Raw genomic sequence first — 15,639 nt, 5'->3', positions numbered from 1 at the left:
GCCGTGACCCGCGCCGCCGCCCGGGCGCTCGGACCGGCGGCGGGCTGAGCCGCCCCCGGCGCGTCCCGGCCGGTCACACGGCGCGGGCGCGGGCGGGGCGCGTGAGAGACTGCACGCCATGGTGCGCTGGTTGACAGCGGGGGAGTCTCACGGCCCCGCGCTCACAGGAATCGTCGAGGGACTGCCGGCCGGGATCCCGGTCACGACGCAGGACGTGCAGGACGCGCTCGCGCGCCGCCGCCTGGGCTACGGCCGCGGTGCCCGGATGAAGTTCGAGCAGGACGCGGTGACGATCCTCGGCGGCGTCCGCCACGGTCTGACCCTGGGCTCTCCGGTGGCCATCCAGGTGGGCAACACCGAGTGGCCCAAGTGGGAGAAGGTCATGGCCGCGGACCCGGTGCCGGCCGAGGAGCTCGAGGGCCTGGCGCGCAACGCCGCCCTCACCCGCCCCCGCCCCGGCCACGCGGACCTCACCGGCATGCAGAAGTACGGCTTCGACGACGCCCGGCCGCTGCTCGAGCGCGCCTCCGCCCGCGAGACCGCCGCCCGCGTGGCCCTGGGCACGGTGGCCCGCGCGTTCCTGGCTCAGCTGGGCGTGCGGATCGTCTCCCACACCACCGCGTTCGGCGAGGCGGCCCTGCCCGAGGGCCATCCCTTCCCGCTCCCCGAGGACCAGGACCGGCTCGACGCGGACCCCGTGCGCTGCCTGGACCCGGAGACCTCCGCGGCGATGGTCGCCGAGGTCGACGACGCCCACAAGGCCGGGGAGACCCTCGGTGGCGTCGTGGAGGTGCTCGTCTACGGGGTGCCGATCGGCCTGGGCTCTCACGTGCACTGGGACCGGCGCCTGGACGCGCGCCTGGCCGGCGCGCTCATGGGCATCCAGGCCATCAAGGGCGTGCAGGTGGGCGACGGGTTCGCGACGGCGGCCCGCCGGGGCTCGGCCGCCCACGACGGCATCGTCCGCGGCGAGGGCGGCCGCCCGCGGCGCACGAGCGACCGGGCCGGCGGCATCGAGGCGGGCATGTCCACGGGCGAGGTGCTGCGGGTCAGCGCCGCCATGAAGCCGATCGCGACCGTGCCGCGGGCCCTGCCCACGGTGGACGTGGCCACCGGCGCCGAGACCACCGCGCACCACCAGCGCTCCGACGTCGCGGCCGTGCCTGCCGCGGGCATCGTCGCCGAGGCCATGGTGGCCCTGGTCCTGGCGGATGCCGTGCTGGAGAAGTTCGGGGGCGACTCGGTGGCCGAGACGCGCCGGAACATGGACGCCTTCCAGGCCGCGGTGCCCGCCCTGCCCGAGCCCTCGGCCGACGCCGACGCCTCGGGCCACATGGGGGACCCGCTGCCGTGAGCGACGCATCCGGTCCCGGGCCGGTCCCGGGCCCGGAGGAGGCCGCGCGGCCCGTGCCCGGGCCCGTGTCCCTGTGCGCGTGGGAGGCCATGACGGGCGCCCTCGAGGCGCGCCTGGCCACCGCGGCCGCGGCGGCGGACGGGGCGCCCGCGCGCCGCGTCGTCCTCGTGGGGCCCATGGGTGCCGGCAAGACGACCGTCGGCCGGGCCCTGGCCGCGACCACGGGCCTGCCCTTCGTGGACGCCGACGAGCTGTTCGTGCAGGTGCACGGCCCCATCCCCGAGTTCTTCGCGGCCCGCGGCGAGGCCGCCTTCCGCGAGGAGGAGGCCCGCGTGATCGCCCACGTGCTCGGCCGGCCGAGCCCCTGCGTGCTCTCGTGCGGCGGCGGCGCCGTGCTGCACCCGGCCACCCGGCGCGCCCTGCGCGGTCCGGGCTCCGACGTCGTGCACCTGGCGGTGGACGAGGCGGAGGCGCTGCGCCGCGTGGGCGGCGGCGCCGGCCGGCCCGTGCTGGCCGGGGACCCGGCGGGCACGTGGCGCCGCATCCTCGCCGAGCGCGAGCCGTTCTACCGCGAGGTCGCCGACCTCGTGGTGGACACCACAGGGCTGACGGCCGCCGAGGCCGCCTGGCGTATCGTGGAGGGCGTCCACCGCCCCCGAAGGAGTGAGTCACACCCATGACGGACCGTCATCCGGACCCCGCCGAGCCCGAGATCCCGGGGGAGCCGCCCGCGGCCGAGCCCGCCACGGCGGGGCAGGAGGACGTGACCGTCATCCCCGTCTCCGGGGGACAGGAGGCCGCCGCCCGCGGCGGCTACGACGTGGTGGTGGGCCGCGGCCTGCTGGCCCGCCTGCCCGAGATGCTCGGCCCCGGCGTGCAGCGGGTGCTCGTCATCCACCCCCGCGCCCTGCGCGCGACCGGCGACGTGGTGAAGAACGACCTCGAGGCCGTGGGCCTCACCGCCCTGACCGCCGAGATCCCGGACGCCGAGGAGGGCAAGCACCTCCAGGTCGCCGGCTTCTGCTGGCAGGTTCTGGGCCAGAACGACTTCACCCGCTCGGACGCCGTGGTCTCCGTGGGCGGCGGCGCCGTCTCCGACCTGGCCGGCTTCGTGGCCGCCACGTGGCTGCGCGGCGTGCGCGTGGTGCACATGCCCACCACGCTGCTGGGCATGGTGGACGCCGCCGTGGGCGGCAAGACCGGCATCAACACCTCCGAGGGCAAGAACCTCGTGGGCGCGTTCCACCCGCCGGCCGGCGTGCTGGCCGACCTGGACACGCTGCTGACCCTGCCCGCCAACGAGCTGATCTCCGGCCTCGCCGAGGTCGTCAAGTGCGGCTTCATCGCGGACCCGGCCATCCTCGACCTCATCGAGCAGGACCCGGCCCAGTCCCAGAACCCCCACTCGGCCCGCCTGCGCGAGCTGATCGAGCGCTCCATCCGCGTGAAGGCGGACATCGTCTCCCGCGACCTGCGGGAATCGGGGGAGCGGGAGGCCCTGAACTACGGCCACACCATGGGCCACGCGATCGAGCTGGCCGAGCGCTACCAGTGGCGTCACGGCGCCGCCGTGTCCGTGGGCCTGGTCTTCGCGGCCGAGCTCGCCCGCTCGCTGGGCCGGCTCGACGACGCCACCGCGGACCGCCACTGGTCCGTGCTGACCGCCCTCGGCCTGCCCGTCTCCTACCGGGGCGACCGCTGGCAGACCCTCCTCGAGGGGATCCGCCGGGACAAGAAGAACCGCGGCGACCAGCTGCGCTTCGTCCTGCTGGACGGGCTCGCGCAGCCGTCCACCGTGGACATCCCGGACCCCTCCCTGCTCTTCGCGGCGTACCAGGAGATCGCCGAGTGAGCCCGCGCTGAGCGCGGACCGCGCGGCCGGCCGCGAAGTAGACTGGCCCGCGCACCTCAAGACCCCACCACTGACGGCGGACCCGTGACGGTCCGCGACACCGATCGGGAGCACATACGTGGCAACGAGCAACGACATCAAGAACGGCGCCGTCCTCAAGCTGGAGGGCCAGCTCTGGAACGTCATCGAGTTCCAGCACGTCAAGCCGGGCAAGGGCGGCGCATTCGTCCGCACCAAGATGAAGAACATCACCACCGGCAAGGTCGTGGACAAGACCTTCAACGCCGGCGCCAAGGTGGAGTTCGCCACCGTGGACCGCTCCGACTACCAGTACCTGTACCAGGACGGCTCGGACTACGTGTTCATGGACGTCAAGGACTACGACCAGATCACGGTCTCGGAGTCCGTCGTGGGCGACGCCGCCAAGTACATGCTCGAGAACACCCAGGTGGTCATCGCGCTCAACGAGGGCACCCCGCTGTACCTCGAGATGCCGGCCTCCGTGGTCCTGGAGATCACCTACACCGAGCCGGGCCTGCAGGGTGACCGCTCCTCCGCCGGCACCAAGCCCGCCACCGTGGAGACCGGCGCCGAGATCCAGGTGCCGCTGTTCGTGGAGCAGGGCACCCGCGTCAAGGTGGACACCCGCACCGGCGACTACCTCGGCCGCGTCAATGACTGAGCCGGCCTCCGCCGCCTCCGGTGCCAAGCGGGGGACCACGGCGCGCAGCCGCTCCCGGCAGCGTGCGGTGGAGATCCTCTTCGAGGCGGAGCAGCGCGGGGCCACGGTCGCCGAGGGCATCCGCACCCGCCGGGAGAGCACCGACCTGCAGGTCAACGCCTACACCCAGCGCCTCGTGGAGGGCGTCATCGCGGACCAGGAGCGTCTCGACGAGGCCCTGAGCTCCTACTCCCGCGGCTGGTCCCTGGACCGCATGCCCGCCGTGGACCGCGCGATCCTGCGCGTGGGCGCGTGGGAGCTGCTGTTCCAGGACGACGTCCCGGACGCCGTCGCCGTCTCGGAGGCCGTGGCTCTGGCCGCGCAGCTCTCCACGGACGACTCCCCGGAGTTCGTCAACGGCCTCCTCGGCCGCCTGCAGCAGGTCAAGCCGACCCTGCTCGCCTGAGGCGGGACCGCCCCCCGCACGAGCCGCACGAGACCTTCGTCACGAGGCCCGTCCCGACGCGTCATCCGCGTCCCGGGACGGGCCTCGCTGGTAGAGTCGAGCGCGTCCGGACCGGCCCGCCACGGGCCCGTCGGGGCCAGACCACGCATCCTTTAAGAGCCGTCCTGTGAGGCGGGGAAGGAGGCGCCGGCATGGGAGCAGACCCCGCCGCACCTCGTGCTGCCCGAACCGTCCTGTCCGCGTCCGAGATCGACCGGGCGCTGACCCGGATCGCCCACGAGATCCTCGAGTCCAACAAGGGCGCCGAGGGCCTCGTGCTGATGGGGATCCCGCGCCGCGGCGCCCCCCTCGCGCGCCGCCTCGGCGCGCTGCTGGCCCGCATCGAGCCCGCCTTCGACCCGGAGGCCGCCGTCGGCGAGGTCGACGTCACCCTGTACCGGGACGACCTGCGCCGCAGCGCCGCCCGCACCCCCATGCCCACCCGCCTGCCCGCCGTCCCGCTCGACGGCGCCGTGGTGGTCCTCGTAGACGACGTCCTCTTTTCCGGCCGCACCGTGCGCGCCGCCCTCGACGCCATCTCCGACCTCGGCCGCCCCGCCGCCGTGCGCCTGGCGGTCCTCGTGGACCGCGGCCACCGCGAGCTGCCCGTGCGCGCCGACTTCGTGGGCAAGAACCTGCCCACCTCCACCGCCGAGCGCGTCCAGGTGCGCCTCGTGGAGGTGGACGGCCCCGAGGGCACCGGCGAGGTGTCCGAGGACGCGGTGAGCATCGCCGACCAGGCCGACCGGCCCGAGCAGCGGGAGGCCTGAGACCGTGCGCCACCTGCTCTCCACCGCCGGACTGTCCCGGGCCGACGCCCTCGCCGTGCTGGACACGGCCGAGGAGATGGACGCCGTCAACCGCCGCGAGGTCAAGAAGCTGCCCGCCCTGCGCGGCCGCACCGTGGTGAACCTCTTCTTCGAGGACTCCACCCGCACCCGCATCTCCTTCGAGGCCGCCGCCAAGCGCCTGTCCGCGGACGTCATCAACTTCTCCGCCAAGGGCTCCTCCGTGTCCAAGGGCGAGTCGCTCAAGGACACCGTGCAGACCCTCGAGGCCATCGGCGCGGACGCCATCGTGATGCGCCACTGGTCCTCCGGGGCCGCCCGCCAGCTGGCGGACTCCGGCTGGGTGCGCTCCGCCGTCGTCAACGCCGGCGACGGCACCCACGAGCACCCCACGCAGGCCCTGCTCGACGCCTTCACCCTGCGCCGCCGCCTCGCGGCCGCCACCGGCGAGGACCTCGTGGGCCGGGACCTGGCCGGCATGCACGTGGTGATCGTGGGGGACATCCTGCACTCGCGCGTGGCCCGCTCCAACGTGTGGCTGCTGGCCACCCTCGGCGCCAAGGTCACCCTCGCGGCGCCGCCCACCCTGCTGCCCGTCGGGGTCTCCGCCTGGCCGTGCGAAGTCACCTACTCGCTGGACGAGGCCCTCGACGCCCGCCCGGACGCCGTGATGATGCTGCGCGTGCAGGCCGAGCGCATGGGCGGGGCCTTCTTCCCCTCCGCCGGCGAGTACACCCGCACCTGGGGCCTGACGGACGAGCGGTTCGCCCGCCTCACCGCCGGCTCCGGCGCGCTGCTGCCCGAGCCCGTCGTCATGCATCCCGGCCCCATGAACCGCGGCCTGGAGATCAGCCCGGCCGCCGCGGACTCGCCCCGCAACACCGCCCTCGAACAGGTCGCGAACGGCGTGTCCGTGCGCATGGCCGTGCTGCACCTCGTCCTCAACCACGACCAGGAGGTCCGCCCGTGAGCGCCCCCACCCCCGCCCCCCTGCTGCTGCGCGGCGCGCGCCTGACCACGGGCGAGACCGCCGACGTGCTCGTGGCCGAGGGCCGGATCGCCGCCCTCGGCGCGGACGCCGCGGCGCAGGCGGCCGGCCTGGACCCGGCCCCCGAGGAGGTCGACTGCGCCGGCCTGGTGCTGCTGCCCGGCCTCGTGGACCTGCACACCCACCTGCGCCAGCCCGGCAAGGAGGACGCGGAGACGGTGGAGACCGGCACCCGTGCCGCCGCCGTGGGCGGGTTCACCTCGGTGCACGCCATGGCCAACTCCACGCCCACGGCGGACACCGCGGGCGTCGTCGAGCAGGTCTGGCGTCTGGGCCGCGACGCCGGCTGGTGCGACGTGCACCCCGTGGGCGCCGTGACCGTCGGCCTGGCCGGGGAGGCCCTGGCCGACCTCGGCGCCATGGCCGACTCCCAGGCCCGGGTGCGGATGTTCTCCGACGACGGCATGTGCGTCCACGACGCCGTGCTGATGCGCCGCGCCCTCGAGTACGTGAAGTCCTTCGGCGGCTTCGTGGCCCAGCACGCGCAGGAACCCGAGCTCACCGCCGGCGCCCAGATGAACGAGTCCGAGCTCTCGGGCGTGCTCGGCCTGGCCGGCTGGCCCGCCGTGGCCGAGGAGGCCATCATCGCCCGCGACGTGCTGCTCGCCCAGCACGTGGACTCGCAGCTGCACGTCTGCCACGTCTCCACCGCCGGCTCGGTCCGCCTCATCCGCTGGGCCAAGGAGCAGGGCGTGCGCGTCACCGCCGAGGTCACCCCGCACCACCTGCTGCTCACCGAGGAGCTCGTGCGCTCCTACGACCCGGTGTTCAAGGTCAACCCGCCCCTGCGCCGCGAGTCCGACGTCATGGCCCTGCGCGAGGCCCTCGCGGACGGCACCATCGACACCGTGGGCACCGACCACGCGCCCCACACCGCCGAGACCAAGCAATGCGAGTGGACCGTGGCCGCCATGGGCATGACCGGGTTGGAGACCGCCCTGTCCGTCGTCCAGCACGCCATGGTGGACACCGGCCTGATGGACTGGGCCGGCGTCGCCCGCGTGATGTCCGTGACCCCCGCCCGCATCGCCGGCCTGGAGGACCAGGGCCAGGCGGATGAGCGCGGCGTGCCGCGCGTCGGCGCCGTGGCCAACCTCGTGCTCGTCGACCCCGAGGCCCGCCGCACGGTGGACCCGGAGCAGCACCTCACGAAGTCCCGCAACAGCCCGTACCGGGGCATGGAGCTGCCCGGCGCGGTCCGGCACACCGTCTACCGCGGCGCCCGCGTGGTGGCCGACGGTGCGCCGGCGCAGCCGTACCGCCACCCGGCCGTGGCCGAGGCGGGGGGCCGGGCGTGAACGCGCTCGCCCTCGCGGCGGCGACCCTGGCCTCCCGCCCCGTCGCCCCACAGACGCCCGGCAAGGACTACTCGGACGTGTGGCTGCCGATCACCCTCGGCACCCTCGCCGTGATCCTCGTGCTCGTGGGCCTGTTCGCCCTCGGCTGGCGCGCCCGCCGCCGCTCCCAGGCCGACATCCCCGCACCCGCCGCCGTGCCCGCCGCGCTCTACGAGCAGGAGCCGACCGCGTCCGCCTCCGGCATGCACGTGGGCACCGTCCGCGGCGAGCACCGCCTGGACCGCGTGGCCGTGCACCAGCTCGGCCTGCGCTCGCACGCGGTGCTCGAGGTGCACGACGCCGGCGAGCACCGCGGCCTGCTCGTGCTGCGCCCCGACGTCGCCAACCTGTACATCCCGGCGGCCGACCTCCTGGAGGCCGGGCTGTCCGCCGGCATCGCCGGGAAGTTCGTGGAGCCCGGCGGGCTCGTCGCCTGGGGCTGGCGCCTCGGCGACGCCGAGCTGACCTCCGCCTTCCGCCCCGACCGCGCCGAGGACCGCGACCGCCTCCTCGCCGCCCTGCAGACCCTGATCGACCCCGCACCGGCCCGCTCGGCCGGCCGCGCTGGAGAAGGAGACCTCCGATGAGCACCCCCACCGACGACCTCGCCCTGCTCGTCCTCGAGGACGGCACCGTGCACCGCGGCCGCGCCTACGGGGCCCGCGGCCGCACCCTCGGCGAGGCCGTGTTCACCACGGGCATGACCGGCTACCAGGAGACCCTCACGGATCCCTCCTACGCGGGGCAGATCATCGTGCAGACCTCCCCGCACATCGGCAACACCGGCGTCAACGACACGGACCGGGAGTCCCGGGCGATCTTCGCCGCGGGCTACGTGGTCCGCGACGCCGCCCGCCGGCCCTCGAACTGGCGCGCCGAGCGCACGCTCGACGAGGAGCTCGAGGCGTTCGGCGTCGTCGGGATCCGCGAGGTGGACACCCGCGCGATCACCCGCCGCCTGCGCACCGAGGGCTCCATGCGCGCCGGCGTGTTCTCCGGCGAGCACGCAGGGCGCCCGGAGGCCGAGCTGCTGGCCGAGGTCCGCGAGCAGCCGTCCATGGCCGGCGCCCGCCTGGCCGAGACGGTCACCACCGAGCAGCCCTACGTGATCGAGCCGGCCGCCCACGGCTGGGAGGGCGAGCCCCTCGCCGAGATCGCCGCCCTGGACCTCGGCATCAAGGCCGCGACCCCGCGCCACCTCGCCTCCCGCGGCATCCGCGTGCACGTGCTGCCCGCCACCGCCGGCCTCGAGGAGATCCGCGCGGTGAGCCCGGACGGCGTGTTCCTCTCCAACGGCCCCGGCGACCCCGCCACCGCGGACGCCCAGGTGGCGCTGCTGCGCGGGGTGCTCGACGCCGGCCTGCCGTTCTTCGGCATCTGCTTCGGCAACCAGATCTTCGGCCGCGCCCTCGGCTTCGACACCTACAAGCTCAAGTTCGGCCACCGCGGCCCGAACCAGCCGGTGATGGACAGGGCCACCGGCCGCGTGGCCATCACCTCCCAGAACCACGGCTTCGCGGTGGACGCGCCCCTCGGGGAGCCCGTCGAGGCGCCCGAGTCCCGCTACGGCCGGGTGGAGGTTTCGCACTGGTCGCTGAACGACCAGGTGGTCGAGGGCCTGCGCCTGCTGGACCGCCCCGCCTTCTCCGTCCAGTTCCACCCCGAGTCCGCCGCCGGGCCCAACGACACGCTGGACCTGTTCGACCGCTTCGTGCGGGTGCTCACCGAGCACCGCGCCGCCACCGCCCCCGCCGCCACCGAAGGAGCCTGATCCATGCCCAAGCGCACCGACCTGAAGTCCGTCCTGGTCATCGGCTCCGGCCCCATCGTGATCGGGCAGGCCGCCGAGTTCGACTACTCCGGCACGCAGGCCATCCGCGTGCTCAAGGAGGAGGGCGTCCGCGTCGTCCTCGTCAACTCCAACCCGGCCACGATCATGACCGACCCGGAGCTGGCCGACGCCACCTACGTCGAGCCCATCACCCCCGCCGTGGTCGCCAAGATCATCGAGAAGGAGCGCCCCGACGCCCTGCTGCCCACCCTCGGCGGGCAGACCGCGCTGAACACCGCCATCGCCCTGGACAAGGACGGCGTGCTCGAGCGCTTCGGCGTCGAGCTGATCGGCGCGAACATCGAGGCCATCGAGCTCGGCGAGAACCGGGAGCTGTTCAAGGGCGTCGTGGAGCGCGCCGGCGGCGAGTCCGCCCGCTCCCACATCGTGCACACCATGGAGGAGGCCCTCGCCGCCGTCGAGGACCTGAAGTACCCCGTCGTGGTGCGCCCCTCGTTCACGATGGGCGGCCTCGGCTCCGGCATGGCCTACGACGAGGCCGACCTGCACCGCATCTGCGGCGCCGGCCTGCAGTACAGCCCGACCTCCGAGGTCCTGCTCGAGGAGTCCATCCTCGGCTGGAAGGAGTACGAGCTGGAGATGATGCGCGACAAGAACGACAACGTCGTGGTCGTCTGCTCCATCGAGAACGTGGACCCCGTGGGCGTGCACACCGGAGACTCCATCACCGTGGCCCCGGCCATGACGCTGACCGACCGCGAGTACCAGAAGCTGCGCGACATCTCGATCAACGTCATCCGCGAGGTCGGCGTGGACACCGGCGGCTGCAACATTCAGTTCGCGGTGAACCCCGCGGACGGCCGCGTCGTCGTCATCGAGATGAACCCGCGCGTCTCGCGCTCCTCGGCCCTGGCCTCGAAGGCCACCGGCTTCGCGATCGCCAAGATCGCCACCAAGCTGGCCCTCGGCTACACGATGGACGAGATCCCCAACGACATCACGCAGAAGACGCCGGCCTCCTTCGAGCCCGTCCTCGACTACGTGGTGGTGAAGGTCCCGCGCTTCGCGTTCGAGAAGTTCCCGGCCGCCGACCCCACGCTCACCACCACCATGAAGTCGGTGGGCGAGGCCATGGCGATCGGCCGCAACTTCACCGAGGCGCTGCAGAAGGCGCTGCGCTCGCTCGAGCAGAAGGGCTCCGAGCTGGCGTTCCCGCAGGACGCGGACCCGCGCGAGCTGCTGCGGCGTGCGCGCACCGCCACCACCGACCGCCTCGCCCAGACCCAGCAGGCCCTGTACGCCGGCGCCACGATCGAGGAGGCCTTCGAGGCCACCGCGATCGACCCCTGGTTCCTGGACCAGTTCGTGCTGATCAACGAGGTCGCCGACCAGATCCGCGACGCCGAGGTCCTCGACGCGTCCCTCCTGCGCCACGCCAAGCGCCACGGCTTCTCGGACGCCCAGATCGGCTCGCTGCGCCACATGGGCGCGGACGTCGTGCGCGGCGTGCGCCACGCCCTGGGCGTGCGCCCCGTGTACAAGACCGTGGACACCTGCGCCGCCGAGTTCGAGGCGTTCACCCCCTACCGCTACTCCAGCTACGACCTGGAGACGGAGGTGGCCCCGCACGAGGGCCGCTCGGTGATCATCCTCGGCTCCGGCCCCAACCGCATCGGCCAGGGCATCGAGTTCGACTACTCGTGCGTCCACGCCACCATGGCGCTGCGCGAGGCCGGCTACGAGACCGTCATGGTCAACTGCAACCCGGAGACGGTCTCCACCGACTACGACATCTCGGACCGCCTCTACTTCGAGCCGCTCACCCTCGAGGACGTTCTCGAGGTCATCGCGGCGGAGGAGGCCTCCGGCGGCGTGCTCGGCGTCTACGTGCAGCTCGGCGGCCAGACCCCGCTGAAGCTGGCCCAGCAGCTGGCCGACGCGGGCGTGCCGATCCTGGGCACCTCCCCGGAGGCCATCGACCTGGCCGAGCACCGCGGTGAGTTCGCCCGCGTGCTCGACCGCGCCGGCCTCGTGGCCCCGAAGAACGGCACCGCCGTCTCCTTCGAGGACGCCAAGCGCGTGGCGGACGAGATCGGCTACCCCGTGCTCGTGCGCCCCTCGTACGTGCTCGGCGGCCGCGGCATGGAGATCGTCTACTCCGAGGAGGCGCTGGCCCAGTACGTGGAGCACGCCACGGAGATCACCCCGGACCAGCCGATGCTCGTGGACCGCTTCCTCGAGGACGCCATCGAGATCGACGTGGACGCCCTCTACGACGGCGAGCACATGTACCTCGGCGGCGTGATGGAGCACATCGAGGAGGCCGGCATCCACTCCGGCGACTCGGCGTGCGTGCTGCCCCCGGTCACCCTCGGCCCGGACGTGCTCGAGCGCGTGCACCGCGCCACCGAGCAGATCGCCGCCGGCGTCGGCGTGCGCGGCCTGATCAACATCCAGTTCGCCCTCGCCTCGGATGTGCTGTACGTGATCGAGGCCAACCCGCGCGCCTCCCGCACGGTGCCGTTCGTCTCCAAGGCCACCGGCGTGCAGCTGGCCAAGGCGGCGGCGATGATCGGCGTCGGGAAGTCCATCGCGGACCTGCAGGCCGAGGGCGTGCTGCCCACGGCCTACGACGGCGCCACCCTGCCGCTCGGCGCCCCCGTGGCGGTCAAGGAGGCCGTGCTGCCCTTCACCCGGTTCCGCACCGCCGAGGGCCGCGTCGTGGACTCGCTGCTGGGCCCGGAGATGCGCTCCACCGGCGAGGTCATGGGCATCGATCGGCACTACGACACGGCCTTCGCGAAGTCCCAGGCCGCCGCCGGCGGTCCGCTGCCCACCTCGGGCCGCGTGTTCGTCTCGGTGGCCAACCGGGACAAGCGCACCCTCGTGGGCCAGGCCAAGCGCCTCGTGGACCTGGGCTTCCAGATCGTCTCCACGGGCGGCACCGCGGAGGTGCTGCGCCGCAACGGCATCCCGGCCGAGACGGTCGCGAAGATCGCCGAGGCCGGGGGAGAGGACGGCGCCGGCACCGTGCTCGAGCAGCTGCACGCCGGCACCGTGGACCTCGTGCTGAATACCCCCTCGGGCGGCGACGCCCGCACGGACGGCTACGAGATCCGTGCGGCGGCCACCTCCCTGGGCGTGCCGGTGATCACCACCACCGCCGAGTTCGGCGCCTGCCTGCAGGCGATCGAGGCCATGCGCGCCTACGAGTGGTCCGTCACCTCCCTCCAGGAGCACGACGCGCGGCTGCAGCAGGCCGTCGAGGCCTCGGCGTGAGCGCGGCGGCCCCGGCTCGGGCGCCCTTCGGCCGCCGGCTGAGGTCGGCGATGGCCCAGGCGGGGCCGCTGTGCCTCGGCGTGGACCCGCACCCGTCCCTGCTGCGGCAGTGGGGGCTGCCGGACACCCCGGCCGGCCTCGAGGCGTTCTCCCTGACCGGTCTCGAGGCCGCCGTGGGGCCCGACGGTCCCCGGGTGGCCGCGATCAAGCCGCAGGTGGCGCTCTACGAGCGGCACGGCTCGGCCGGGCTCGCGGCCCTGGAGCGCCTCCTCGCCGAGGCGCGGGACGCGGGCGTGCTGACGATCGCCGACGCCAAGCGCGGGGACATCGGCTCCACGATGGACGGCTACGCCGCCGCGTGGACCTCGGACGCCTCGCCCCTGGCGGCCGACGCCGTCACCCTCAGCCCGTACCTCGGCTTCGGCACCCTGGTGCCAACGATCGAGGCGGCCCACGCGGCCGGCCGCGGCGTGTTCGTCCTCGCGCTCACCTCCAACCCGGAGGGGCGCGAGGTCCAGCACGTGGGCCGGGGCGCGGGCGAGGGCGCGGTGGCCCGGCGGATCGCCGCCGCGGCCGCGGACCTCAACGCCGCGCTGCGCGCCGAGGACGACTGGGGCCCGGTGGGCCTGGTGCTCGGCGCCACGGTGGCCGAGGACGCGGAGCGGCTCGGCCTGGACCTGCCCGGTCTCGCCGGGCCCCTGCTGGCCCCCGGCTTCGGGGCCCAGGGCGCGACGGCGGCCGGCATGCGGGAGGGGTTCGGACGGGCCTGGCCCCAGGTGCTGGCCACCTCCTCCCGGGGCATCCTCGCCGGCGGGCCCACGGTGGCGGGGCTCGTGGAGCGCATCGAGCGCGACAGGGCTGACCTGGGCTGACGGGGGGCGCGCGACGTCGTTTCCCGCCCCGCCGGTGGGGATGGTATTTTCCTTTCCAATCGGCCCCGAAAGGATTCGTTGAATCTGGAACGGATCGGTCGGGCAGGTTGAAGGACGAGTGACATGAGGGCACGGACATGGCGTTGCGACAGCTGAGCGTGGAGGAGCGGGCGGAGGCCCGCTCGAAGGCACTCGCGGCCCGTCAGGAGCGCGCCGCGCTGAAGGCGGACTTCGCCGCCGGACAGGTGTCCCTCGCCGAGGTCTTCTCCCGCGCGGACGCCGAGGACGCCATCGGCCGCCTGCGCACGGTGGACCTGCTGCAGGCGCTGCCCGGCGTCGGCGAGGTGCGCGCCCGCGCGGCCATGGCCGGCTGCGGGATCTCGCCCCGCCGCCGGCTCCGCGGCCTCGGCCGTCGTCAGCGCGAGGCGCTGATCGCCTATATTGGCCGGTGACCCGCCCCGCCCCGGCGGGTCCGCGCCGTCCCCGCTGAGGGGCGGACCGTGCCCGTCCCAGCAGGAGGAAGCGTGACCGACGCGTTCGACCACGGCCCCGCCCCGGCCGTCCCCGTGGCCCGCACCGCCGCCCAGGAGCGCCGCCCCGGCCCCGGCGTCACGGTGCTCGCCGGACCCACCGCGGTCGGCAAGGGGACCGTCTCGGCCTACGTGCGCGAGCACTACCCGCAGGCCTGGCTCTCCGTCTCCGCCACCACCCGGCCGGCCCGGCCGGGGGAGGAGGACGGCGTCCACTACTACTTCACCACCCCCGAGGAGTTCGACTCCCTCGTGGCGGCGGACGAGATGCTCGAGTGGGCCGTGGTGCACGGGGTGAACCGGTACGGCACGCGCCGGGACCGGGTCATGGAGGCCGTGGCCCAGGGCCGGCACGTGCTGCTGGAGATCGACCTGCAGGGCGCCCGCCAGGTGCGCGAGTCGCTGCCGGAGGCGACCTTCGTGTTCCTGGCCCCGCCGAGCTGGGAGGAGCTGGTCTCCCGGCTGGTCGGACGCGGCACGGAGGGGCCGGAGGAACAGCGCCGTCGCCTCGATACGGCTAGACTGGAGCTCGCCGCGGAACCCGAGTTCGACGCCGTCGTCGTGAACGACCGCGTGGAGCGGGCCGCCGAGGAGCTGGTGAGGCTCATGGGGCTGGACCCCGAGCACAGCTCGCCCGAGGCCTGAGGACCGGCCGGATCCGGTGCCGCACCCGGCACCGACGAGACAGTGAGACGAAGACTTTGGAGACACCCGTGACCGAACAGTACGACGGCATCGTCAACCCGCCCATCGACTCCCTGCTGGAGCGGGTCGACTCGAAGTACGCCCTGGTGCTCTTCGCCGCCAAGCGGGCCCGTCAGATCAACGCCTACTACTCACAGCTCCACGAGGGCCTGTTCGAGTACGTCGGCCCGCTCGTGGACACCCAGCTCAACGAGAAGCCGCTGTCCATCGCCCTGCGCGAGATCGAGACGGACCTGCTCGAGTCCCACGAGGCCGTGGAGGCCACCCCGGAGGCCGACCTGGCCGCCGAGGACTTCGGCGACTTCTCCCTGCCGGGCGAGGACGACCCGTTCGCCACGCTTGAGCCCTCCGACGCCGGCCAGCCGGTCGGCGACCCCGAGGCCATCGAGGAGGCCGCCGAGGTCGTGCGCGCCGAGGAGGGCACCTCCGAGGACGCCCCGGAGGCCTGATCCCGCCATGGAGATCGTCCTCGGCGTCGGCGGCGGCATCGCGGCCTACAAGGCCGCCGTGCTGCTGCGCCTGATGACCGAGGTCGGTCACGGCGTGACGGTGGTCCCCACCGCCAACGCCCTCGAGTTCGTGGGCACGGCGACGTGGGAGGCGCTGTCCGGCCGGCCCGTGCGCACGGGCACCTTCGAGGCCGTCGACGAGGTCAACCACGTCCGCCTGGGCCGGCAGGCCGACCTTGTGGTCGTCGCCCCGGCCACCGCCGACCTGCTCGCCCGCACGGCCGCGGGCATGGCCCCGGACCTGCTCGGCAACGTGCTGCTGACCGCCACGTGCCCCGTGGTCCTGGCACCGGCCATGCACACCGAGATGTGGCACCATCCCGCCACGGTCGCCAACGTCGCCCTGATGCGCGAGCGCGGGGTCACCGTCGTGGAGCCCGCCGTGGGGCGGCTGACCGGCGCCGACT

At 74.0% G+C, this 15,639-nt stretch carries 16 protein-coding genes; all 16 read left to right on the top strand.

Annotation, left to right across the window (positions count from 1 at the left end; translation table 11 throughout):
* Nucleotides 1-118 precede the first annotated feature (118 nt).
* Nucleotides 119-1,354 carry a chorismate synthase gene (gene aroC, locus NWP10_RS05820; protein WP_258300193.1) on the top strand — a complete coding sequence of 412 codons (1,236 nt, stop codon included), beginning with the start codon at nucleotides 119-121 and terminating at the stop codon, nucleotides 1,352-1,354.
* A 53-nt stretch (nucleotides 1,355-1,407) separates the two neighbouring features.
* The gene (locus NWP10_RS05815; protein ID WP_258300192.1) at nucleotides 1,408-2,034 is read left to right on the top strand and encodes a shikimate kinase; all 627 of its coding nucleotides are present in this window, start codon (nucleotides 1,408-1,410) and stop codon (nucleotides 2,032-2,034) included.
* Nucleotides 2,031-3,206 (top strand): 3-dehydroquinate synthase, encoded by a 1,176-nt coding sequence (gene aroB / locus NWP10_RS05810; RefSeq protein WP_258300191.1) that lies wholly within the window; start codon nucleotides 2,031-2,033, stop codon nucleotides 3,204-3,206. The genes NWP10_RS05815 and aroB overlap by 4 nt, the downstream gene beginning before the upstream one ends.
* A gap of 118 nt (nucleotides 3,207-3,324) precedes the next feature.
* Nucleotides 3,325-3,888 (top strand): elongation factor P, encoded by a 564-nt coding sequence (efp, locus tag NWP10_RS05805; RefSeq protein WP_026106924.1) that lies wholly within the window; start codon nucleotides 3,325-3,327, stop codon nucleotides 3,886-3,888.
* Complete coding sequence (gene nusB, locus NWP10_RS05800; RefSeq protein ID WP_017488904.1) at nucleotides 3,881-4,333, top strand: transcription antitermination factor NusB; 453 nt, start codon at nucleotides 3,881-3,883, stop codon at nucleotides 4,331-4,333. The genes efp and nusB overlap by 8 nt, the downstream gene beginning before the upstream one ends.
* 191 nt (nucleotides 4,334-4,524) lie before the next feature.
* Entirely contained in the window at nucleotides 4,525-5,142 is a 618-nt protein-coding gene (gene pyrR / locus NWP10_RS05795) for a bifunctional pyr operon transcriptional regulator/uracil phosphoribosyltransferase PyrR (protein WP_258300190.1), read from the top strand.
* 4 nt (nucleotides 5,143-5,146) lie between these two features.
* Complete coding sequence (locus NWP10_RS05790) at nucleotides 5,147-6,130, top strand: aspartate carbamoyltransferase catalytic subunit (RefSeq protein ID WP_017488906.1); 984 nt, start codon at nucleotides 5,147-5,149, stop codon at nucleotides 6,128-6,130.
* The gene (locus NWP10_RS05785) at nucleotides 6,127-7,506 is read left to right on the top strand and encodes a dihydroorotase (RefSeq protein ID WP_258300189.1); all 1,380 of its coding nucleotides are present in this window, start codon (nucleotides 6,127-6,129) and stop codon (nucleotides 7,504-7,506) included. The genes NWP10_RS05790 and NWP10_RS05785 overlap by 4 nt, the downstream gene beginning before the upstream one ends.
* Complete coding sequence (locus NWP10_RS05780; RefSeq protein WP_258300188.1) at nucleotides 7,503-8,132, top strand: hypothetical protein; 630 nt, start codon at nucleotides 7,503-7,505, stop codon at nucleotides 8,130-8,132. Before NWP10_RS05785 ends, NWP10_RS05780 begins: the two co-directional genes overlap by 4 nt.
* Nucleotides 8,129-9,316 (top strand): glutamine-hydrolyzing carbamoyl-phosphate synthase small subunit, encoded by a 1,188-nt coding sequence (gene carA / locus NWP10_RS05775; RefSeq protein WP_258300187.1) that lies wholly within the window; start codon nucleotides 8,129-8,131, stop codon nucleotides 9,314-9,316. Before NWP10_RS05780 ends, carA begins: the two co-directional genes overlap by 4 nt.
* Before the next feature lie 3 nt (nucleotides 9,317-9,319).
* A complete protein-coding gene (carB, locus tag NWP10_RS05770; protein WP_258300186.1) occupies nucleotides 9,320-12,616 on the top strand; it encodes a carbamoyl-phosphate synthase large subunit in 3,297 nt (1,098 codons plus the stop codon).
* 50 nt (nucleotides 12,617-12,666) lie between these two features.
* Nucleotides 12,667-13,488, top strand: coding sequence for an orotidine-5'-phosphate decarboxylase (gene pyrF, locus NWP10_RS05765; protein ID WP_158508211.1), 822 nt, complete (start codon nucleotides 12,667-12,669; stop codon nucleotides 13,486-13,488).
* A gap of 137 nt (nucleotides 13,489-13,625) precedes the next feature.
* The gene (mihF, locus tag NWP10_RS05760; RefSeq protein ID WP_258300185.1) at nucleotides 13,626-13,940 is read left to right on the top strand and encodes an integration host factor, actinobacterial type; all 315 of its coding nucleotides are present in this window, start codon (nucleotides 13,626-13,628) and stop codon (nucleotides 13,938-13,940) included.
* A 72-nt stretch (nucleotides 13,941-14,012) separates the two neighbouring features.
* Nucleotides 14,013-14,663 (top strand): guanylate kinase, encoded by a 651-nt coding sequence (gmk, locus tag NWP10_RS05755; protein WP_017488913.1) that lies wholly within the window; start codon nucleotides 14,013-14,015, stop codon nucleotides 14,661-14,663.
* Between the two features lie 68 nt (nucleotides 14,664-14,731).
* Nucleotides 14,732-15,172: a DNA-directed RNA polymerase subunit omega gene (gene rpoZ / locus NWP10_RS12450; protein WP_017488914.1), complete on the top strand. Its 441-nt coding sequence runs from the start codon at nucleotides 14,732-14,734 to the stop codon at nucleotides 15,170-15,172.
* A 7-nt stretch (nucleotides 15,173-15,179) separates the two neighbouring features.
* Nucleotides 15,180-15,639, top strand: a 460-nt coding sequence (locus NWP10_RS05745; protein ID WP_309137703.1) for a flavoprotein, incomplete at its 3' end; no start/stop codon positions are given.

The sequence above is a fragment of the Micrococcus sp. HG099 genome (genome assembly GCF_024723355.1).
Lineage (GTDB): Bacteria > Actinomycetota > Actinomycetes > Actinomycetales > Micrococcaceae > Micrococcus > Micrococcus endophyticus.
Note: the sequence above shows the minus strand (reverse complement) of the source record. Positions and strands in the feature narration are given on the sequence as shown.